This is a genomic window from Maribacter confluentis (genome assembly GCF_030505015.1).
In the GTDB taxonomy this organism is placed as follows: Bacteria; Bacteroidota; Bacteroidia; order Flavobacteriales; family Flavobacteriaceae; genus Maribacter; species Maribacter sedimenticola.
On record NZ_JAUKUC010000001.1, the window covers coordinates 3,726,425 to 3,746,709 of the forward strand.

General features: G+C 38.0%; 21 protein-coding genes. 7 read left to right on the forward strand and 14 right to left on the reverse strand.

Annotation, left to right across the window (positions count from 1 at the left end; genetic code table 11):
* Positions 1 to 96: 96 nt before the first annotated feature.
* Genes Q2T41_RS16415 through Q2T41_RS16435 form a run of 5 tightly spaced genes read left to right on the forward strand, consistent with a single transcriptional unit; the run spans position 97 to position 4,910 of the window.
* Positions 97 to 393 (forward strand): riboflavin synthase subunit beta, encoded by a 297-nt coding sequence (locus tag Q2T41_RS16415; RefSeq protein WP_304436960.1) that lies wholly within the window; start codon positions 97 to 99, stop codon positions 391 to 393.
* 2 nt (positions 394 to 395) lie between these two features.
* The gene (gene mutL / locus Q2T41_RS16420; protein ID WP_304436961.1) at positions 396 to 2,252 is read left to right on the forward strand and encodes a DNA mismatch repair endonuclease MutL; all 1,857 of its coding nucleotides are present in this window, start codon (positions 396 to 398) and stop codon (positions 2,250 to 2,252) included.
* A complete protein-coding gene (locus tag Q2T41_RS16425) occupies positions 2,253 to 2,996 on the forward strand; it encodes a rhomboid family intramembrane serine protease (RefSeq protein ID WP_304436962.1) in 744 nt (247 codons plus the stop codon). It begins immediately after the preceding gene.
* Between the two features lie 3 nt (positions 2,997 to 2,999).
* A complete protein-coding gene (locus tag Q2T41_RS16430) occupies positions 3,000 to 3,878 on the forward strand; it encodes a rhomboid family intramembrane serine protease (RefSeq protein ID WP_304436963.1) in 879 nt (292 codons plus the stop codon).
* A 33-nt stretch (positions 3,879 to 3,911) separates the two neighbouring features.
* Positions 3,912 to 4,910 carry an endonuclease/exonuclease/phosphatase family protein gene (locus Q2T41_RS16435; protein WP_495660026.1) on the forward strand — a complete coding sequence of 333 codons (999 nt, stop codon included), beginning with the start codon at positions 3,912 to 3,914 and terminating at the stop codon, positions 4,908 to 4,910.
* Here Q2T41_RS16435 and Q2T41_RS16440 read toward each other — a convergent pair.
* The 9 genes from Q2T41_RS16440 to udk form a co-directional block, all read right to left on the reverse strand.
* Positions 4,891 to 5,211 (reverse strand): DUF6122 family protein, encoded by a 321-nt coding sequence (locus tag Q2T41_RS16440; protein ID WP_304436965.1) that lies wholly within the window; start codon positions 5,209 to 5,211, stop codon positions 4,891 to 4,893. The two genes, Q2T41_RS16435 and Q2T41_RS16440, sit on opposite strands and share 20 nt — an antisense overlap.
* Positions 5,204 to 5,839, reverse strand: a complete 636-nt coding sequence (locus tag Q2T41_RS16445) for a WbqC family protein (protein ID WP_367186890.1) — start codon at positions 5,837 to 5,839, stop codon at positions 5,204 to 5,206. Before Q2T41_RS16445 ends, Q2T41_RS16440 begins: the two co-directional genes overlap by 8 nt.
* Before the next feature lie 80 nt (positions 5,840 to 5,919).
* Positions 5,920 to 7,635, reverse strand: a complete 1,716-nt coding sequence (lepB, locus tag Q2T41_RS16450) for a signal peptidase I (protein WP_089261776.1) — start codon at positions 7,633 to 7,635, stop codon at positions 5,920 to 5,922.
* 92 nt (positions 7,636 to 7,727) lie between these two features.
* Positions 7,728 to 8,429: a 4-hydroxy-tetrahydrodipicolinate reductase gene (dapB, locus tag Q2T41_RS16455; RefSeq protein WP_089261774.1), complete on the reverse strand. Its 702-nt coding sequence runs from the start codon at positions 8,427 to 8,429 to the stop codon at positions 7,728 to 7,730.
* Positions 8,430 to 8,431: 2 nt separating this feature from the next.
* Positions 8,432 to 9,091 carry a DUF5683 domain-containing protein gene (locus tag Q2T41_RS16460; protein ID WP_304436966.1) on the reverse strand — a complete coding sequence of 220 codons (660 nt, stop codon included), beginning with the start codon at positions 9,089 to 9,091 and terminating at the stop codon, positions 8,432 to 8,434.
* On the reverse strand, positions 9,084 to 9,998 hold the full coding sequence (locus tag Q2T41_RS16465; RefSeq protein ID WP_144805502.1) for a ParB/RepB/Spo0J family partition protein: 915 nt from the start codon (positions 9,996 to 9,998) through the stop codon (positions 9,084 to 9,086). Before Q2T41_RS16465 ends, Q2T41_RS16460 begins: the two co-directional genes overlap by 8 nt.
* 1 nt (position 9,999) lies before the next feature.
* Positions 10,000 to 10,773, reverse strand: coding sequence for a ParA family protein (locus Q2T41_RS16470; protein ID WP_304436967.1), 774 nt, complete (start codon positions 10,771 to 10,773; stop codon positions 10,000 to 10,002).
* Between the two features lie 187 nt (positions 10,774 to 10,960).
* On the reverse strand, positions 10,961 to 11,293 hold the full coding sequence (locus Q2T41_RS16475; RefSeq protein WP_304436968.1) for an FtsB family cell division protein: 333 nt from the start codon (positions 11,291 to 11,293) through the stop codon (positions 10,961 to 10,963).
* Positions 11,293 to 11,907, reverse strand: a complete 615-nt coding sequence (udk, locus tag Q2T41_RS16480) for a uridine kinase (protein ID WP_304436969.1) — start codon at positions 11,905 to 11,907, stop codon at positions 11,293 to 11,295. The genes Q2T41_RS16475 and udk overlap by 1 nt, the downstream gene beginning before the upstream one ends.
* A gap of 108 nt (positions 11,908 to 12,015) precedes the next feature.
* Between udk and Q2T41_RS16485 the strand changes: the two genes are divergently transcribed.
* Positions 12,016 to 13,239, forward strand: a complete 1,224-nt coding sequence (locus Q2T41_RS16485) for an MFS transporter (RefSeq protein WP_304437468.1) — start codon at positions 12,016 to 12,018, stop codon at positions 13,237 to 13,239.
* A gap of 151 nt (positions 13,240 to 13,390) precedes the next feature.
* Positions 13,391 to 15,118, forward strand: coding sequence for a tetratricopeptide repeat protein (locus tag Q2T41_RS16490; RefSeq protein ID WP_304436970.1), 1,728 nt, complete (start codon positions 13,391 to 13,393; stop codon positions 15,116 to 15,118).
* A 71-nt stretch (positions 15,119 to 15,189) separates the two neighbouring features.
* Here the strand turns inward: Q2T41_RS16490 and acs are convergent, their stop codons facing one another.
* From acs to Q2T41_RS16515, 5 genes are read right to left on the reverse strand one after another with little or no spacing between them, the layout of a single operon-like run.
* Positions 15,190 to 17,097 carry an acetate--CoA ligase gene (acs, locus tag Q2T41_RS16495; protein ID WP_304436971.1) on the reverse strand — a complete coding sequence of 636 codons (1,908 nt, stop codon included), beginning with the start codon at positions 17,095 to 17,097 and terminating at the stop codon, positions 15,190 to 15,192.
* Complete coding sequence (locus tag Q2T41_RS16500; RefSeq protein WP_304437486.1) at positions 17,090 to 17,230, reverse strand: hypothetical protein; 141 nt, start codon at positions 17,228 to 17,230, stop codon at positions 17,090 to 17,092. Before Q2T41_RS16500 ends, acs begins: the two co-directional genes overlap by 8 nt.
* Complete coding sequence (locus tag Q2T41_RS16505; protein WP_304436972.1) at positions 17,166 to 18,860, reverse strand: sodium:solute symporter family protein; 1,695 nt, start codon at positions 18,858 to 18,860, stop codon at positions 17,166 to 17,168. The genes Q2T41_RS16500 and Q2T41_RS16505 overlap by 65 nt, the downstream gene beginning before the upstream one ends.
* Before the next feature lie 33 nt (positions 18,861 to 18,893).
* Complete coding sequence (locus Q2T41_RS16510) at positions 18,894 to 19,154, reverse strand: DUF4212 domain-containing protein (protein ID WP_144805508.1); 261 nt, start codon at positions 19,152 to 19,154, stop codon at positions 18,894 to 18,896.
* Positions 19,155 to 19,195: 41 nt separating this feature from the next.
* On the reverse strand, positions 19,196 to 20,272 hold the full coding sequence (locus Q2T41_RS16515; protein ID WP_304436973.1) for an anhydro-N-acetylmuramic acid kinase: 1,077 nt from the start codon (positions 20,270 to 20,272) through the stop codon (positions 19,196 to 19,198).
* Between the last annotated feature and the right edge of the window lie 13 nt (positions 20,273 to 20,285).

Below are 20,285 nucleotides of genomic sequence, written 5' to 3' on the forward strand. Positions count from 1 at the left end.
CATTGATTATAGATTAGTCAACAGTCCGTATAGCTGTTAACAAATTTTGGCATTCCTTTAGGGTGCTATTTTTCTATTTTAAGTAACTTTGGTATTATGGGGATGTTGAGTAAAATAACGAGGTTACGAAAAAACAGGCAGTTTGAATATAATCCTAGGTATTACGATAACAAGGATAAAGCCAACCCCTACAAAATAGAACCAAAGTTCGATCAGTTTAGAAGTACCTTACAAACTTCTAGGGGACTTAAAAATAAAATCAATAGTGCACTTGAAGATACCAAAAGAAAGGGTGATCGGAACATTAAAATAAGAATGGCCGTAATTTTGGCGGTTCTCATACTTATTTTTCTCTATATTATTGATTTTGAACTCTCAATTTTCTTTTCTTAATAATGGCCGATATTATTAGATTATTACCAGACCATGTAGCGAACCAAATTGCTGCAGGAGAAGTGGTTCAGCGCCCATCATCCGTAGTCAAGGAGTTGTTGGAGAATGCCATAGATGCAGGCGCCACTGAAATAAAACTTATTATTAAGGATGGGGGTAAGACTTTGATTCAGGTAGTTGATAATGGTAAAGGTATGAGCGGTACGGATGCCAGGTTGAGTTTTGAACGCCATGCCACATCTAAAATCCAGAAGGCAGAGGACTTATTTAATTTGCACACAAAAGGTTTTAGGGGAGAAGCACTCGCTTCTATTGCGGCAATCGCACATGTAGAGATGCTTACCAAGACTGAAGATGATGAAATAGGCACCAAAATTAAAATAGAGGGTTCCAAGGTCGTAGCTCAGGAAGTGGTGGTGGCCCCTAGGGGTACCTCCATGTTGGTTAAAAACTTGTTTTTCAATATTCCCGCCAGACGTAATTTCCTTAAATCCGATCAGGTAGAGTATAGGCATATTACAGACGAGTTTCATAGAATTTCATTGGCGCATCCTCAAGTTGCATTCAGTTTTTACAATAATGGCAGTGATGTTTTTCAATTGCCCGGCAATGATTTTAGAAAGCGTATTGTCCATATATTCGGCAGGAAAACAGACGAAAAGTTAGTGCCTGTAGAAGAGGATACACAGGTGGTAAAAATATCGGGTTATATTCAGAAACCTGAATTTGCCAAAAAGAGTAGGGGAGAACAGTTCTTTTTTGCCAATAATCGCTTTATAAAAAGTCCGTATCTGCACCATGCCATTTTAGGTGCGTTTGAAGGGTTGATACGACCGGGTACGCATCCTGGTTATTTTTTAAATTTAGAGGTTGATCCCGGTACCATAGATATTAATATTCATCCTACTAAAACCGAAGTGAAGTTTGACGATGAGCACACTCTTTACGCTATGCTAAAATCTGCGGTGAAACATAGTTTGGGCCAATTTAACGTTATACCTGCACTTGATTTTGAGCAGGACCAGAATTTGGAAACTCCATATGCATACAAAGGTAAAAAAGTTGGTATTCCACAAGTTGTCGTAGATGCTTCGTTTAATCCGTTTGAAGAGGTCAAAAAATCTAAAGGCAGTACTTCTGGAAATTACACTAAAACAAGTGCCAAGGGTTGGGAAAACCTGTACGCCGGTCTAGAGGTCGCCGTAAATCATCCTAGCAGTAATAATAGTACTTTGGAATTTGAATCTGAAGTTGTGAACAGTAGTATTTTTGAATCTGATAATGAAGTGGCGGACCATGTGACCCACACGTTTCAGTTACGGAAAAAGTATATTATTACCACTATCAAATCCGGTATGGTGGTCATCAACCAAAGCAGGGCTCACCAGCGGGTATTATATGAGAATTTTTTAAAGAACATTACCATAAAGGAAGCGGTAAGCCAACAGTTGTTGTTTCCCTTGACCTTGTCGTTTACACCAAGTGAAATAGAAATATTAGATGAGATAAAGGATAACCTTTGTACAGTTGGTTTTGTATTTGGAGAGGTGTCCAATGAAGGTGTGGAAATTAAGGGTGTTCCTGTACTGGTAGCAGAAAGCGAGGTGCAGATGATCATGGAGCAGCTTATGTCAGATTTTCAGCAGGAAGTTCCAGGAGATAGTTTTTCACAAAGTGATATGTTGGCAAAAACATTGGCCAAAACGCTATCCGTAAAAACGGGAGAAACCTTGGATGAATTTTCACAGCAAAAACTGGTCAATGACTTGTTCGCCTGTAAGGAATCTACCTTGAGCCCGTTTAATAAGAAAGTATATATAATGATTACAGAGAACGATATAGAACGAAAATTTATATAAATGGGTAGATTAACCGAGACCATTAAACATTTGCTAATAATAAACGTACTGTTTTTTATTGCAACGAATATGTACGGAGACCAAATGTACGAGTGGTTTTCGCTGTATTTTCCTAAGAACGACCATTTTCAATTATGGCAAATTGTTACCCACATGTTTATGCATGGTGGGTTTATGCATATTTTATTCAACATCTATGCATTGTATGCATTTGGTTCACCTTTGGAGCGTATGTGGGGTAGAAACAAGTTTTTGTTCTTTTATATCTCAGCAGGACTTGGAGCGGCCTTGATTCATATAGGTGTCAATTATTATTATTACAATGCGGGTATGAACGCCCTTTTGAGTGCAGGGTTGACTGAAAGTAATATTCTGGAAATTATCAATAGTGGGCAGTATAGTACGCAATGGTATGAGATTGCAGGTAAATCTACCATAGATAACTTTTTGGGAGCCTTTAATACTCCAGTAGTCGGAGCTTCTGGGGCCATCTATGGAGTTTTGGTGGCCTTTGGTATGTCTTACCCTAACAGTGAACTATTTTTATTGTTTTTACCAGTACCAATTAAGGCCAAGTTCTTTATTCCGGTTTTAATAGCTTTAGATTTATTTTCTGGGGTAACGGGCTATAGTTTGTTTGGTCAAGGTATTGCACATTTTGCCCACGTAGGTGGGGCATTGTTCGGCTTCCTAATGATGTGGTACTGGAAAAAAAATCAATTTAATAACAATAGGTGGAATTAAATTATGGCACAACCGGATATAAGATATCAATGGAGTAGATTAAACGTAGCTGAAAAGCTTATTGCCATAAATGTACTGGTCTTTGTCGTCAACGGACTTGTACCTTTTTTATTGGGGATTTCTAAAAATAGCATTGTACAATGGTTTGAGCTACCCAATAACTTGATGGATATTGTTTACCAGCCATGGTCCATCATTACCTATTCATTTTTTCATGGAGGCATTGGCCATCTGTTCTGGAACATGTTGCTCATATATTTTGTTGGTAGAATATTCCTTAACCTTTTTGATGCCAAGCGTTTTTTAACGGTATACCTGTTGGGGGTCATTCTAGGAGGGCTTACTTTTGTACTTGGTTACAATATATTTCCTGCTTTTTTTAATACCAATGCATATTTGATAGGGGCTTCTGCGGGGGCCAGTGCGGTTCTTATTTTTATTTGCACCTATTTGCCAAATCAAGAAGTTAGACTCATTTTTTTTAACGTAAAGCTTTGGATGGTAGGTGCCGGAGTGGTTCTCTTGGACCTGATTCAGTTGCCCATAAGTAATTCCGGTGGACATTTAGCACATTTGGGAGGTGCATTTCTAGGATATTTTTATGCCAGTCAGTTATTGAAAGGTACGGATATAGGTTCCGGTTTTTCAAAATTAATGGACAATGTGGTCAACGTGTTCAAGACCACAGGTAAAAAAGCCCCTATGAAAACGGTTTATAAAAACAAGAAGAGAACTTCTAACTTTGGGTCTTCTCAGGATTATGACAAAAAAACGCATCAGAAAAAAATAGATGCCATTTTGGATAAAATCAGTAAGTCCGGATATGAGAGCCTTTCCAAAGCAGAAAAGGATTTTTTATTTAAAGCGGGCAAAGAAAATTAGTATATGCGAATATCTTCAATTTTCGCTAAGATCATGTTTGCTTTAAACATGATTTTTTTCCTCATTCTATTGCTGGCATGTATTGTACCATATACAGCATCAGCAAGTTTGGCTTTTGTAAGTTTGGCCGTACCGGTTTTGGTATTCGTGAATATGCTGTTTTTTCTTTATTGGCTTTTTAAGTTCAATATTAGAATGCTATTATCGCTCTCGGTCCTGATTTATGGATATTTTGCTTTGGATACTTTTGTAGTATTCAATAGCATTGAGGAAGTGGAAGATACTTCTAATACCCTATCCATTATGAGTTTTAATAGTTTAGGGTTTAGGGGAAAGGAAGATGAGTGGAAGAGTACGGCTGGGGATACCATAGTAAAATTTATACAACGAGAGAATCCGGATATTGTTTGTTTTCAAGAGTTCGATTATAGAAAAATACGGTCGCACTTTTTTGAAGAATACCCGTATAAATATGTTGATTTTAATTTTGATGTTGACGAGGATAAGGTAATTCAGGCAATTTATTCAAAACACAAGATCATCAATAAGGAAATAATAGAGTTTCCCGAGTCGTCTAACAGTGCGGTTTATGCAGATGTTATAGTTCAAAAAGATACTATTAGGGTCTATAATTTACATTTAGAATCCTTAAACATAAGACCTTCCAATATTAAGAGGGAACGATCGGATAAATTGTTCGTAAGACTACGAAACTCTTTCTCCAAGCAACAACAGCAATCTACTATTGTGCGCGGCCTTATCAATAAAAGTCCATATCCTATAATTGTCTGCGGAGATTTTAATAATACGCAATTTTCCAATTCGTATTTTACCATAAAGGGTAGTTTAAACGATACTTTTTTGAAAAAGGGAAATGGATATGGCAAAACCATTAATTTTTGGAAATTTCCTTTTAGGATAGATTTTATTCTCGTAGACCCCGTCTATGAAGTACTGTCTCATCATAATTATGAAATAAATCTCTCTGATCATGAGCCTATTATGGCTACGATTAAAATTGGTCACGAATAAAAAGGCAATCTACCGTATCTGCCAGAATATGCAGTAGAAGCGCCAGACCGTAAATTCTAGTTTTTTTAAACGTAAATAACAATATATAAATAGCAATGGCAATATAACTGTGCAACGGATGAAAATCTATACTGCATCTATTTGCCTGAAACATTGGGGTGGCCAAAACGTGATCAAGATCAATAAGTATTCCTGATAAAAGAACAAGCGTAGCCAGTAATCTATTTTCCTTATAAAAATAAAAGGCGATAACTAAGGGTACTATAAAATGTATGCCGTAGTGGGCAATAAATCTAACCATGTGTTTTAGGCAAAATACCTTGCTTCAAATAACTCAGTGCATTTGGACCCAAATTAAATAAGAGGTCCAATATGCTTAAATTAGGGATAAACCCATGCCGATCGCCAAAAACCTGGGTGTAAGGTTCAAAATGTAGATCATGGTCTAATTTGGCATTTACCAAAAACCTAAAGTCTTCGTATAAAGCAGGTTTGTCTTCGTAAGAGCTGGTTGTTTCTGAGGGCATTTGTAATTGAAGGCAATCTAATATTACTTCTATAGTCTTTAAGTTAAAATCCATCAACAAATCAAAAGGCTGGGTGTATAGCGGTCTTATCTCATCTTCATAGAATTCAAAAAAAGGAGAGGTTCTATAAGCTGTTTCCAATGTTCTCCAATGTTGGCGTTGCCAAGGATAGGTGTGGTCCAATGCCACGGACTTATAGCGTTGTCTTCCAAATTCTTTCCCTACATGAACAATTGGTATGCTTAAAATATGTTTTCCGCGATCCGTAGAAATATATGTCCTGTTCCTAAAAGTCTGCTTTTGGTAATTATCCTCTAGTTCCCAGCAGATACTTTCATTTGCGATAAAACTAAATGTATGGATATTGGGAAAATATGTAGGATGAATTAGTTTCATCTTCATTATATATTTTTAATTACGTCAAAGTATATTTATAATGATCAAGTAGTTACTTTACAGTCGCCTAAACTACTTATTTATACCTATTTTGATTTTTTTCGTTTCCAGAACCAATTTCCAACAAAATAAACGCCTAAAAGAATCAAGAAATATTTGAAATAGGATTGTGGTTGTCCTTCACCGTTAACGGTGGTGAATATGCGGTCCCATCTAGGTTTCCATTTCCATATTTTATTCGGGTTTCCATTTGCATCGACAAAATTATCAAAGCTCATCCAAATGAAGATAGGGGTGCCTACAATATGGTTTTCAGGTACATAGCCCCAAGCCCTACTGTCTTCTGAATGGTCCCTATTATCACCCATCATCCAATAATAATCTTGCTGAAAGGTATAGGTGTCTGTTGGTGTGCCGTTAATACTAATCTGATTTCCTGCAACGGATATTTCGTTGCCTTCATACTCCCTTATTATTTTTTTATAGAGCGGTAATACTTTTAAATTTAAATCTACAGTAGCACCTTTTTTAGGAATATAAATTGGTCCCATTTGACTATAGTTCCAGGGATAGTCCGTACTCTGTGGAAATAAATTGGTTCCTCTTTTACCTTTTGGCTGGACATTTTGAACCACAGAATCTATGCTAGAATCTGACTTAAGTGCCCTTACCATATCAGCGGTCAAGGGGATGGTTCGTTCCCGATCCGTTACTTCTTTCAAGGATAGTCTATAATTGGAAATTACATTGGCCGGTATCCCTGAACTACCGGTATATAATTCTATTTGCCCATTGGCGGATTGATTAAAGCCTACCACATAACCTTGTAACCCATTGACCTGCTCTTGATTTATGGGTCCTGAAATGTACTTACGGGTAAAACTGGTTATACCTTTTTGCAACAGTAATCTGGAAGAAACTCCTTTAGCACTATAAATGGTATAATCAAACTGTGGTTTGGCACTTCCAGGTAATTCCAATTGTTTGCCATCTATAAATACATAGCCATTACGTACTTCCAACGAATCCCCTGGGAGTCCTACACAACGTTTTACATAATTTGATTTTTTATCAATTGGTTTTTTTACCCCTTTTTCTTTTTTAAAGAATACACGGACCGTATCTGCCGGCCAACTGAATACTACAATATCATTACGGTCTACCTTGGTAAAACCGGGCAGCCTAAAATAGGGTAGTTGTGGTTTTTTTAAATATGAAGGTGTTCCCAATATGGGCAAGGTGTCATGCACCATAGGTGCTGCAACCGTTGTCATTGGTGTTCTTGCCCCATAATGAAACTTACTTACAAAAAGGAAATCACCAATGCGCAATGTACGCTCCAACGAGCCCGTAGGTATTACGTAGGGCTGTATAAAATAAGTGTGAACCAATGTAGCGGCCACAATAGCAAATAGTATGGAACTTATCCATTCTCCCGTTGCTGTCTTAGGTTGTAAGCTGCGATCTTGAATATAGGATACTTCCAAGGAATAGTTTACGTAATAAATATAGAAACCAAGGGTACCTATTACTATCCATGTCTCCAACGTACTGTTTCTTCCAAAACTTCTAATGGTCTCCACCCAAATTACCGGGAACATCAATAGATTGATAATAGGTATGAAAAGCAAAATAACCCACCACTTAGGTCTTTTGATAATTTGCATCAACACTATTGCATTATATACGGGAACTGCTGCCTCCCAAGCTTTTCTTCCTGCTTTGACGTAAAGTTTCCAAGTGCCTAAAAAATGTATGACTTGAACAATTAAAATAAAAATTATCCACTGGGTTGCATTCATATGTTTTGTTTTTATGATCAAGACCCACTGCTAACCACAGTGTAAGGCATCAATGATCCATCAGTCTTTACAACTATCTATTGTTACGTTTTTTAACCAAGGTTTAACACATCGCGCATGGAAAATACACCTTTTTTGCCAACAATCCATTCCGCAGCGGTTACTGCACCAAGCGCAAATCCTTCCCTGTTATGGGCAGTATGCTTTATCTCAATGCTATCTATGTTATTAGTATAATCTATAGTATGTGTACCCGGTGTTTGGCCAATTCTTTTTGCCGTTATCGGTATTGTACCTTGGGTATCCTCGTCTAACTTCCATTGCCCATAGTCAGAATTTTCAATAATACCTTCTGCCAAAGTTATGGCTGTACCACTTGGGGCATCTAATTTTTGAGTGTGATGGATTTCCTCAATGGAAACTTTATACTCGGGGAGGTTTTGCATCATTTTTGCCAAATAGTTATTCAGTTCAAAAAAAATGTTCACCCCTAAACTAAAGTTAGATGCATAAATGAATGCACCATTGTTCTTATTGCAAAGTGACACTGCATCATCATAGCGATCCAACCATCCTGTAGTACCGGATATGACTGGGATATTATTGTTCAAACAGGTGCTAATATTGTTATAGGCGGCATTGGGCATGCTAAAATCTATTGCCACATCCATGGCGCCAAAATCAATTTGACCTGTATTTTCATCAATTCTTGCCGCAATTTCATGACCACGAGATAAAGCTATCTGCTCTATCATCTTGCCCATTTTCCCATATCCAAAAAGTGCGATTCTCATTCTTAAAATTTTATAATTAGGGCCATACCGTAATTTGGGCTGTTGGTCACCTGATTTAAGTCAAAGTAAGGTTCAAAATCTATACTTAAATCATCGTCAATATTAAATTGTTTTAAATGTGCATCTACATTGGCATCCACAATATTCAACGCATACATGCCAATGGCAACTACCAACCACAGGTCGCGGTCACTTTGAAACCGTTCCTGTTGATATTCCAGGTCATCTTGATCTAAATCTGGTGGATCACCCGGTAAATTATCATTGTTGATATCATAATATTCATCGTCCGTAAAACCGGCCAACCTTCTTTTAAATGCAGTTCTAAAGCTTTGATAATTGTCATTGTTCCAAGTGTAAGCATATATACTTCCACCTATGGCACCATAAACTAGAGGTACTTTCCAATATTTTTTATTGTAGACTTGACCTAGTCCGGGAACCAATGCGGAATAAAAAGCGGCTTTACTTGGCGCTAAGGGCTTAAATTCCCGTTCTGTTTTTTTTAATGCAACAGAATCATTGATCACCACAACTTCATTCTCACGTATTTCTGGTACGCTATCCGTTACCACTGTAGGTACGGTTGGTTCCTCTTCTTGCGCATAGCAAAAACCTGATACTATAAATAGAAAAGTTAAAAGGGATAGCTTGCTACGCACCTGTAATCAATTTTTTGATACGGTCAAATTCTTCTTGTGATTTAAAAGGAATAGTAATTTTTCCCTGTGCCTTATCCGAAGCTTTGATGTCCACTTTCACGGAAAGGGCATCGGTAAGTTCCTTGATTCCTTTACGTACAAAAACTGCGGGGTCCTTTTTTTCCGTTTTCTTTACTTCTTTTGAAGATTTATCAGAAGCGTCCGTATGGTAGGATTTAACTGCACTTTCAGTATCCCTAACAGAAAGGTTGTTGGTAATGATTTTTTCATAAAGTGCCAACTGATCTTGTTTCTTGTCAATATTGACCAAGGCCCTGCCATGTCCCATGCTCAAAAAACCATCACGCATACCTGTCTGGATAATTGGATCCAATTTCAACAACCTTAAATAGTTTGCTATGGTTGACCTTTTTTTACCAACACGGTCACTTAATTTTTCTTGGGTAAGGTTAATCTCATCTATCAATCTCTGATATGAGAGTGCTATTTCAATAGGGTCTAAATCCTGGCGCTGAATATTTTCGACCAATGCCATTTCCAAAGACTCCTGGTCATTTGCAATACGTATGTAAGCGGGTATGGTTTCCAGTCCCAACAGTTTGGATGCACGAAACCTTCTTTCACCAGAAACCAACTGGTATTCGTTAAAACCTAGTTTGCGAACCGTTATGGGTTGAATAACACCCAATTCTTTTATAGAAGTAGCCAATTCCTTAATGGATTCGTCATTGAAGTTGGAGCGTGGTTGAAAAGGATTTACCTCTATATGCTCCAAATCCAGCTCAATAATATTGCCTACTACCTTATCTGCATTTTTATCGGTTGCCGTATTAATATCATTTTCCGGATCTTTTAAAAGAGCCGAAAGTCCTCTACCTAAAGCTTGTTTTTTTGTCGCTTTTGCCATATTAAACCGTCTGCTTATTTTTTTTGACTATCTCATCTGCCAAATTCAGATAGTTGGTCGCTCCCTTGCTAGAAGCATCATATTTAATAATACTCTCCCCATAACTTGGTGCTTCGCTCAATCGTACATTACGCTGTATAACCGTATCGAATACCATATCGCCAAAATGTTTTCTTACTTCATCTACCACTTGGTTGGACAATCGTAACCTAGAATCATACATGGTCAATAACATTCCTTCAATATCCAATTCCGCATTATGCAATCGTTGAACGCTTTTTATGGTATTCAAAAGTTTTCCCAATCCTTCAAGGGCAAAATATTCACATTGTATAGGAATTATTACCGAATCTGCTGCAGTAATTGCATTCAAGGTCAAAAGACCCAAGGAAGGGGCACAGTCTATAAGAATAAAGTCATAATCGTTCTTAAGGTCCAAAATGGCCTTTTTCATCATATATTCCCGCTCATCCTTATCCACTAGTTCTATTTCAATGGCCACCAAATCTATATGTGCCGGGATAAGGTCTACATTTGGGGAAGTGGTTGGTATAATCGTCTCCTTTGCACTCTTAGTATGTTCCAATAATTGGTAAGAGCCCAATTCCACTCCATCTACATCTATTCCAAGGCCAGATGTGGCATTGGCCTGCGGGTCAGCATCGATCAACAACACTTTTTTTTCCAATACACCTAGCGAGGCGGCTAAGTTCACTGTAGTGGTAGTTTTACCTACCCCACCTTTCTGATTGGCTATAGCAATAATCTTGCCCATATTTAAAGTAAGTTAGGCCGTAAAAATACAATTATTTACGGGGCTTATGAAAGGATTTTGTTAACACTAAGTGAATAATGAAATTGAATTCATTAAAAAAGCGTTAATTTATTTAAAATGAACGGCTTATGTTTTGTAGTATACGGCCTTTAAATTTCTTTCAACAACTTATTAAGCATGCAATTGTCTACTCCTTTTCCTTTAGTTTTAGACTATCCTCATATTCAATTAGATAGATTTCCTCATTCTTTTTTTTAAGGTAGTACTCTTCTCTGGCAAATTTTTCCAATTCCCCTTCACTTGAGAGTTTTTCTATAATCTTTTTATCCTTTGCAATTTCCTTTTTTAAAAAATCCTGGGTTTTTTCCAATTTCTTGATTTCTTTCCTCAACTCTAAATGGATCATTAAGGAGTTGGTGTCAAAAAAAAGCATCCAAATAACAAAAGCGGAAAGTACCAATACATACATATTGGTCACTACCTTAAACCACTTCTTTTGCTTTAGACCTTTGAACAACATTAGGACTGCATTAATTTTTCGTTGATTATACTCTTTACGATTTCAACGGCAACCGTATTGTATTTATTATTTGGTATTATAATATCCGAATATTCCTTGGTTGGCTCAATAAATTGCTCGTGCATAGGCTTTATTATGGCCTGATACTTCTCTAGGGTCTCATCTAAATTCCAACCTCGTTCGTTTACATCTCTTTTTAATCTGCGAATTAGTCGCTCATCCGTATCTGCATGTACAAAAATTTTAATGTCGAACATCTTTCTGATTGCAGGGTTCGTCATGATCAAAATACCTTCTACAATAATTACCTTGGTAGGGTGGGTAAGAATTGTTTTGGCCGTTCTATTACACTCTAAAAATGAATACACGGGCTGTTCAATGGAATTGCCGTTTCGCAATGCATTTAAATGCTCTTCCAAAAGTGCAAAGTCAATAGAATTTGGGTGGTCAAAGTTGGTTTTTCTTCTTTCTTCAAGTGATAGATGTGAGAGATCATTGTAATAGGAATCTTGGGAAATTACGCCCACTTCCTCATTAGGTAATTCATTTATAATTTGATTTACTACCGTTGTTTTTCCACACCCGGTCCCTCCGGCTATCCCAATAATCAACATACCAATTGCTTTGATGCAAAAATACATATTTGAATATCAAAAATGCATAAAACTTAAAATTCAACTTTTATTAACACCCCTTGAGTTGGTAAGCCTTATTTTTGCATGATGCAACAAGAACATACAAAACCAAATTTTGAATTTGTGGCATTAATGGCTTCGTTAATGTCCATTGTGGCACTCACCATAGATGCAATTTTACCGGCAATGGCAGATATTGGTATCGCAATAAACAGTTTGGACCCTACGCAAAATCAACTGTTGGTCACCATGATTTTTCTTGGACTGGGTGTAGGGCAGTTGTTTTTTGGACCGTTGTCAGATAGTTTAGGGAGAAAACCAATTGTCTATTTTGGATTTATCATCTTTTTTATTGCCAGTATCATTTGTTTGGTGGCACCAAACCTTGAAATTATGCTGGTAGGCAGAATTTTACAGGGTGTTGGACTTTCTGCGCCCAGGACAATAAGTATATCCATTATTAGGGATACTTATCGTGGAGACTATATGGCCAAGATCATGTCCTTTGTAACCGCATTTTTTATTTTGGTACCTGTTGTGGCACCGGCCATAGGAAAAGCGGTAATGGGGTATACAGGTTGGCAGGGCATTTTTTATATGCAACTGTTCTTTGCCCTAGTCGTAGGCATTTGGTTTTTTAAGAGACAACAAGAAACATTGAGTCCGGCTTACAAAGTTCCATTTTCCTTCAATGTGTTCATCAAAGGGACCAAGGAAATATTCAAGTATAAGGAAACTGTTTCCTGTACAATTATTTCCGGACTTATAACTGGGTCTTTTTTGGTGTATTTAAGTTCTGCACAACATGTATTTGAAGACCTTTATGGCCTAACGGATACTTTTCCTTACGTGTTTGCCGGTCTGGCATTGTCCGTAGGACTTTCCACATTAATGAACGGCACTTTGGTACTACGTTTTGGCATGCGCAACCTTTCGTTTATGGCTTTGGTAGCATTTACGACAATAGCGTTGACCTATAGCATTTTGTTCGTAAATTCCCATGACCCTAATATTACCATACTTTTGGTTTTTCTATCGCTCTTGTTTTTGTGTCTTGGTTTTATTTGGGGCAATATGCGCTCCATTGCCATGGAACCAATAGGCCATATAGCAGGTATAGGAGCGGCAATAACCGGTTTTGTATCCACTATTCTGTCCATACCTATTTCTATCTTTGTGGGTAGTTTTATAAAGGATTCCGTTTGGGCCTTGTTTGCAGGCTTAGGTATTTGCGGACTACTTTCCGTAGTGTTGTTCATGACCTTTAAGACTAGGCCATTATTTGCCAACAACCATGCGTTTTCCAAATAACTATATACATAATGTTTAGTGGCCTCCGGCTGTGCCGGAATGCTAACGAATTGTAAGTTATACGTTTTTCATTGCTATTTGTACGTTAAGTTGTTGGTATTTAATTTGATGAACATATATTGTCAACATCATTGTTTAAAAAGCCATAGTGTTGAGAATTGTAAAAAACACCACCGTTTATTTTTTAGTACTGTTTCTTGTTATCATGGCTTGTAAGAATAAGCGTGATGTAGAACATATTTCTAATAGACCTTTTATAGCTTGTGCACCTATTACCAGTGATTTAACCTGGTATCAATCTAATAACAAAGCTCCTATAATTGACGGTTTAGATGTACTTAATTTTCCGGTGACTACTACAAATAGCTTAGCTCAAAAATATGTGAACCAAGGATTGGTTTTGGCATATGGTTTTAATCATGCAGAGGCTGCTCGTTCTTTTTTTTATGCTTCAAAATTGGACCCAAAATGTGCAATGGCCTATTGGGGCTTTGCTTATGTGCTAGGTCCAAATTATAACGCGGGCATGGAGCCAAATAATTATAAAAGAGCATATGATGCAGTCCAAACAGCAAAAAAATTGGCTGAACAAAATGCTTCTAAAAAGGAAAAGGATTTAATCAACGCTCTGGCAAAAAGATATGTTCAATTTCCATTGAAGGATAGAAGTAATTTGGATTTGTTATACTCAAATGCCTTAAGGGAAGTGTATCAAGATTACCCTAATGATGCTGACATTGCAGTTTTGTTTGCGGAATCAATACTGGATTTGCATCCATGGGATTTATGGAGTAAAAATGGGGAAGCCAAAGAGTGGACCTCAGAAATTATTTCAGTATTAAAGAAAGCGTTCACTATTGAACCTAAACATGCCGGAGCACATCATTTTTATATTCATGTTGTAGAAACATCGTTAAATCCGGAAGATGGACTTAAAAGTGCTAAGCTATTCGATGCTGATTTGGTACCTGGTGCGGGTCATTTGGTTCACATGCCATCCCATATTTATATTCGTACAGGCGATTATCATAAAGGCACTTTAGCAAATATGAGAGCAATCACTGTAGACAGTAGTTATGTTTCCGCATGTAATGCTCAAGGGGCTTATCCGTTAGCATACTTTCCGCACAACTATCATTTTATGGCCGCAACAGCCACTTTAGAAGGAAACGGTAAATTGGCACTAGAAGCAGCAAATAAAGTTGCAGAACATTCCAATACCTTATTAATGAAAGAGCCGGGTTGGGGAACACTCCAACATTATTATACTATACCATATTATGTATATGTAAAGTTTGGCAAATGGGATGAAATTCTTAAAAAAGAAAACAATGACTCTTCGTTGATATATCCTGCAGCGGTAAGGAATTATGCTAGAGGCATGGCGTTTATTGGAAATGGAGACCTAGAAAGTGCTAAAATGGAATTGAAATTATTGGATAGTCTTGCGAAGGAAGACAGCCTTAGTGCTATTACAATTTGGGACATAAATTCGGTAAAAGTTTTATTAAACATTGCACAGCATATTCTTAAAGCAGAAATACTGGCAGAAGAATCAAGGTATCAAGAAAGTATTCCACTATTATTAAAGGCTGTTCAACTTGAAGATGATTTGAATTATAACGAACCACCAGATTGGTTTTTTTCGGTAAGGCATCACCTAGGAGCTATTCAAATAGAAGCTGGATTATACCAAGATGCAATAAAGACGTACAAAGAAGACTTAGTTAGATTTCCTAAAAACGGATGGGCGTTACATGGATTAAAACTGGCTTATCAAAATCTAAATAATGTTCAAAGGGTAAAAGAAATTGAGGGGCAAATAATTCAAAGCTGGGAGAATGCTGATATTGCTATATTAACTTCCCGTATAAAATAAAATTCGCCAGACCCAATTTCTTAAATCTGGCTGGCGAAATTTATACTTAAAACTTTTTCTATTATTTGAAATTATAGGGCATTATCCATAATTTCTTGAACAACTTCTGGATTTAGAAGTGTACTTGTGTCTCCAAGGTTGCTGTTGTCGTTACTTGCAATCTTACGTAAAATGCGGCGCATAATTTTACCACTACGCGTTTTTGGCAAACCAGGAACAAACTGGATTTTATCCAATTTTGCAATTGGCCCTATCTGTTCTGTAATCTGTTGATTAATTTCTTTTCTTAAATTATCCCTATCCCTACTTTCTCCCGTCTCTTTTAGAATAACATAACCATATAGGGCGTTACCCTTGACATCATGTGGAAAACCTACAATTGCGGACTCTGCTACGGCAGGGTGCTCATTAATGGAATCCTCTATTGGTGCTGTTCCAAGGTTATGACCGGATACAATGATAACATCATCGACTCTACCAGTAATTCTATAATATCCTACAGCATCCCTTAGGGCTCCATCACCCGTAAAATACATGTCTTCATAAGCGCTAAAATAGGTGTCTCTATAACGGTCATGATTGCCCCAAATAGTACGGGCAATTGAAGGCCATGGAAATTTAATACAAAGTCGGCCATCTACTTGGTTCCCTTTGATTTCTTTCGCATTTTCATCCATTAAAGCAGGTTGAATACCAATAAATGGAAGCGTTGCATACGTTGGGGCCGTTGGTGTTACATATGGTATTGGGGTAATCATAATACCACCGGTTTCTGTTTGCCACCAGGTATCAACAATAGGACTGTTTTTCTTCCCCACATTATTATTGTACCAATGCCATGCCTCTTCATTGATGGGTTCGCCTACAGATCCTAAAACCTTTAGGCTAGAAAGGTCATGTTTTTCTACATAATCCAGATTTTCTTTGGCCAATGCTCTAATAGCGGTAGGTGCTGTATAGAACTGATTGACTTTATGCTTTTCTACAACTTCCCAAAAACGACCATAATCCGGGTAGGAGGGAACCCCTTCAAACATTAAGGTGGTTGCACCATTGGCCAATGGTCCGTACACTATATAAGAATGTCCGGTTATCCATCCAATATCCGCAGTACACCAGTACACATCATGTTCTCGATATTGAAAAACATTTTTAAAAGTATAGGCCGTATAGACCATATATCCTGCGGTAGTATGTACCATACCTTTTGGAGTGCCGGTTGAACCAGAAGTGTATAAGATAAATAGTGGGTCTTCTGCATCCATGATTTCCGCTACGCAATCCGCATATGCTTCATCTAACAAGGGCTGTAACCATTTATCCCTTCCTTTTTCCATATGTATATCCGTGCCTGTACGTTTTGCTACCAATACATGTTCTACACCTGGGCAGTCTTCCAAGGCCTTGTCAACTATACCTTTTAGGTCAATGGACTTGGAGCCCCTAAAGGATCCATCAGAGGTGAGTACCATCTTACAGTCACTGTCATTAATTCTGGTAGATAGCGCATTTGCGGAAAAACCTGCAAATACTACAGAGTGGATAGCGCCAATTCTAGCACATGCCAACAAAGCTACGGCCAGTTCGGGAATCATGGGTAAATAGATGCAAACCCTATCTCCTTTTTTAACACCGTGGTCTAAAAGTACATTAGCCATGCGGCATACCTGTTCATGTAATTGTCTATAGGTAATATGGGTTGCTTCTTCCTTGGGGTCGTTAGGTTCAAAAATTATGGCCGTTTTATCTCCCCTTGTGGGTAGGTGACGGTCCAAACAATTTTCCGTTATGTTCAGCTTTGCCCCTTCAAACCATTTAATCTCCGGTTTTTTAAAATCCCAGCTCAACACATTGTCCCAGCGCTTGCGCCAAACAAAATGCTCTTCTGCAATTTCCTCCCAAAAGGCTTCAGGGTTTCGAATGGATTTTCTATAAACCTGAAAATATTCCTCTAAATGCTTAATGTGATAATTACTCATTGTATGCGTTAATTATATTATTCAAGGATTTTACATCCCTATGGTTGTTGATAAAAGTTGTTTTCAAATCAGTGACCGGTTGCTTCTCCTGCTCCGCTTGGAATTCTAATATTCTCCACAATTTCTTGGACATCTTCCGGCGGTTCAGGTGTAAATTGTAAAACAATGATCGATACTATAAAGTTAGCGATCATGGCAATACTACCAAATCCTTCCGGTGAAATACCAAACCACCAGTCGTCTTGTGTTCCTCCACCAAACCAACCGAATTTAAATTTAGTCATATAAAAAAGCATAAGTAGAATTCCTACTACCATACCGCTAATAGCTCCTTCCTTATTCATTTTTTTATAAAAAATACCTAGTACAATGGCCGGAAAAAATGAAGCCGCTGCCAGCCCAAATGCCAAAGCCACTACGGCAGCTACAAAACCAGGCGGATTAATGCCAAAGTAACCTGCTATTGCGACTGCAACAGTTGCAGAACCTCTTGCCACCCATAATTCTGCCTTGTCCGATATGTTGGGGTTAAATACCTTTTTTACCAAATCATGGGAAACGGAAGCTGATATCACCAACAATAAACCTGCGGCGGTTGAAAGTGCGGCGGCAAGACCACCTGCTGCTACCAGGGCAATTACCCAAGCAGGTAAGTTTGCAATTTCAGGATTTGCCAATACCATAATGTCATTGTCGATCTTAAGTTCATTTTTTTCTATATCCGCTACATATTGAATTTTTCCATCTTCATTTTTATCGTCAAAAGAAAGTAGGCCGGTTTCCTCCCAGTTTTTAAACCAAACGGGCATACTGGAATATTCTTGGTTGCTTACCGTATCAATTAAATTTGTTTTTGCAAAAACGGCTACCGCTGGTGCCGTTGTGTATAGTATAGCAATCAGCAAAAGCGCCAGCCCTGCAGACTTACGTGCATCCTTTACTTTTTTTACGGTGAAAAAACGAACGATAACATGGGGCAAACCTGCGGTTCCGACCATTAAGGCTAGTGTTATTGCAAATATATCTGTGATGGATTTTGACCCATTGGTATATTCATTAAAACCAAGTTCAGTGGAGAGGCCATTCAACTTTTCCAGTAAATAAGTACCGGAACCATCATTGAGGGTAGCCCCCATGCCCAATTGTGGAATTGGGTTGCCTGTCATTTGTATGGATATGAATATGGCTGGAACCATAAAGGCAAATATCAATACGCAATACTGGGCAACCTGTGTATAGGTTATGCCTTTCATTCCACCAAGAACCGCGTAAAATAGGACAATCACCATACCTATAATTACACCTGTATTGATGTCTACTTGTAAAAACCTGGAGAAAACGACACCTACACCACGCATTTGACCAGCCACATAAGTGAAGGATACGATAAGTGCGCAGATGACCGCCACAATGCGAGCTGTTTTTGAATAATAGCGGTCGCCTATGAAATCAGGCACCGTAAACTTTCCAAATTTACGTAGGTAAGGAGCCAATAAAAGTGCCAACAGTACATACCCGCCGGTCCAGCCCATTAGGTAAACGGAACCGTCATAGCCTGCAAATGAAATTATTCCGGCCATTGAAATAAATGATGCAGCTGACATCCAATCCGCTGCGGTTGCCATACCATTGGCAAGGGGAGATACGCCCCCACCGGCTACATAAAAATCTTTTGTTGAACCGGCCCTTGACCAAATAGCTATGCCGATATAAAGGGCAAAGGTAAGCCCCACTAAAATATACGTCCAGGTTTGAACACTCATATTGTTGGTAATTTTGGTTGGTTAGAGAATGGTCTAGTCGTTGTATTGGTACTTTTTATCCAATTTGTTCATGAGCCTTACATATACAAATATGAGGATAACAAACACATAGATGGCACCCTGTTGTGCAAACCAAAACCCTAGCTTAAATCCACCTATGGTTATGGAATCCAAGGCATCTTTAAATAAAATTCCCGCACCGAACGAAACCAGGAACCAAATAGTCAATAAAATGAAAAGATATTTTACGTTCTCTTTCCAGTAAGCAGTTGCTTTCTTTTGTTTTTCTGACATCTTTAAGTTGATTTACAATCCAGTAAATTAGGTAAAAAAGTTTAATTTGGTATGAACAATACTCCACTAGAGGAATCTTTTTTGGCTCCTGTAACAGAAGACAGGACATTTGTTTGTTGTTCTACCCTTAAGACCCCCATTAATGCAAATACAAGTGCTTCCTTGAATTCAATGATTATTTTTTCTGGTATAACGACCTCTGTGCCCCGACCTAGCTTTTGCTGTAATATCCTTATAAGGAAAGAGTTTAATGCACCGCCGCCAGTTACCAATAATCGTTGCGTTTTTTTCTTTGTGTTCAATTTTACCTGTTGTGCTATTTTATCGCACACATGGTGAATGCTGGTGTGGAGTAAATTTTCTATGGTGTCTTCCGTTTCTTCAACGATTGGAACGACTTCTTCCAAAAACCATTCATAACCAATTGATTTTGGGTGGGGCAAAAGGTAGTACTGTAAATCGTTCAGTCGTTTTAACATCGTTTTATTTATGGCCCCGCTGCTTGCTAATCTTCCATCTTCATCATATTCCAAATCAATTTTTCTGGTGATATAGTTCAATATCATATTTGCCAAACCTATATCATAGGCAATACGTTTGTTCTTTACCTCAAAGGATATATTGCTAATGCCCCCAAGATTTAGACAGAAGTCATACTCGTCAAAGAAAAGTCGGTCGCCAATGGGGACTAAAGGAGCTCCCTGACCGCCAAGGGCCATGTCATTGGTCCTAAAATCCGCAATGACCTTAATTCCGCTGACATTGGCCAAATGTTGACCTGATCCAATTTGGAAAGTAAGTCCCATCTCCGGACGGTGGTGCGTGGTATGGCCATGACTGGCTATATACTCAACTTCTAAATGATGATCTTTAATAAATTGTAAGGATTGTTCCCCAAGCCATGTGCCATATGTATTATGAAGTTCAATCAGTTTTTCGGCGGATAAACCAATAGCATCTTTAAGTTCAACTAACATTTCCTTGGAATACGATATACTTTTGGAGGCCTTAATTTCAAATTTCCAAGACCCTTTATTTTCCCAAATGTGACAGTATGCCAAGTCCAGTCCATCTAAAGATGTGCCGGACATAAGACCAAGAATTTTATAAACTTTCATTTGAATGATATTT

Excerpts from the sequence above, each read along its gene's own strand:
- udk (WP_304436969.1), bottom strand. The coding sequence starts at position 11,907 with ATGTTGATTATTGGGATAGCCGGAGGGACCGGGTGTGGAAAAACAACG.
- Q2T41_RS16485 (WP_304437468.1), top strand. The coding sequence starts at position 12,016 with ATGCAACAAGAACATACAAAACCAAATTTTGAATTTGTGGCATTAATG.
- Q2T41_RS16505 (WP_304436972.1), bottom strand. The coding sequence starts at position 18,860 with ATGAGTGTTCAAACCTGGACGTATATTTTAGTGGGGCTTACCTTTGCC.
- acs (WP_304436971.1), bottom strand. The coding sequence starts at position 17,097 with ATGAGTAATTATCACATTAAGCATTTAGAGGAATATTTTCAGGTTTAT.
- Q2T41_RS16425 (WP_304436962.1), top strand. The coding sequence starts at position 2,253 with ATGGGTAGATTAACCGAGACCATTAAACATTTGCTAATAATAAACGTA.
- Q2T41_RS16430 (WP_304436963.1), top strand. The coding sequence starts at position 3,000 with ATGGCACAACCGGATATAAGATATCAATGGAGTAGATTAAACGTAGCT.
- Q2T41_RS16415 (WP_304436960.1), top strand. The coding sequence starts at position 97 with ATGGGGATGTTGAGTAAAATAACGAGGTTACGAAAAAACAGGCAGTTT.
- Q2T41_RS16465 (WP_144805502.1), bottom strand. The coding sequence starts at position 9,998 with ATGGCAAAAGCGACAAAAAAACAAGCTTTAGGTAGAGGACTTTCGGCT.
- mutL (WP_304436961.1), top strand. The coding sequence starts at position 396 with ATGGCCGATATTATTAGATTATTACCAGACCATGTAGCGAACCAAATT.
- lepB (WP_089261776.1), bottom strand. The coding sequence starts at position 7,635 with ATGAATGCAACCCAGTGGATAATTTTTATTTTAATTGTTCAAGTCATA.
- Q2T41_RS16475 (WP_304436968.1), bottom strand. The coding sequence starts at position 11,293 with ATGTTGTTCAAAGGTCTAAAGCAAAAGAAGTGGTTTAAGGTAGTGACC.
- Q2T41_RS16470 (WP_304436967.1), bottom strand. The coding sequence starts at position 10,773 with ATGGGCAAGATTATTGCTATAGCCAATCAGAAAGGTGGGGTAGGTAAA.
- Q2T41_RS16445 (WP_367186890.1), bottom strand. The coding sequence starts at position 5,839 with ATGAAGATGAAACTAATTCATCCTACATATTTTCCCAATATCCATACA.
- dapB (WP_089261774.1), bottom strand. The coding sequence starts at position 8,429 with ATGAGAATCGCACTTTTTGGATATGGGAAAATGGGCAAGATGATAGAG.
- Q2T41_RS16510 (WP_144805508.1), bottom strand. The coding sequence starts at position 19,154 with ATGTCAGAAAAACAAAAGAAAGCAACTGCTTACTGGAAAGAGAACGTA.
- Q2T41_RS16515 (WP_304436973.1), bottom strand. The coding sequence starts at position 20,272 with ATGAAAGTTTATAAAATTCTTGGTCTTATGTCCGGCACATCTTTAGAT.
- Q2T41_RS16435 (WP_495660026.1), top strand. The coding sequence starts at position 3,912 with ATGTTTGCTTTAAACATGATTTTTTTCCTCATTCTATTGCTGGCATGT.
- Q2T41_RS16500 (WP_304437486.1), bottom strand. The coding sequence starts at position 17,230 with ATGTCCAAGAAATTGTGGAGAATATTAGAATTCCAAGCGGAGCAGGAG.
- Q2T41_RS16440 (WP_304436965.1), bottom strand. The coding sequence starts at position 5,211 with ATGGTTAGATTTATTGCCCACTACGGCATACATTTTATAGTACCCTTA.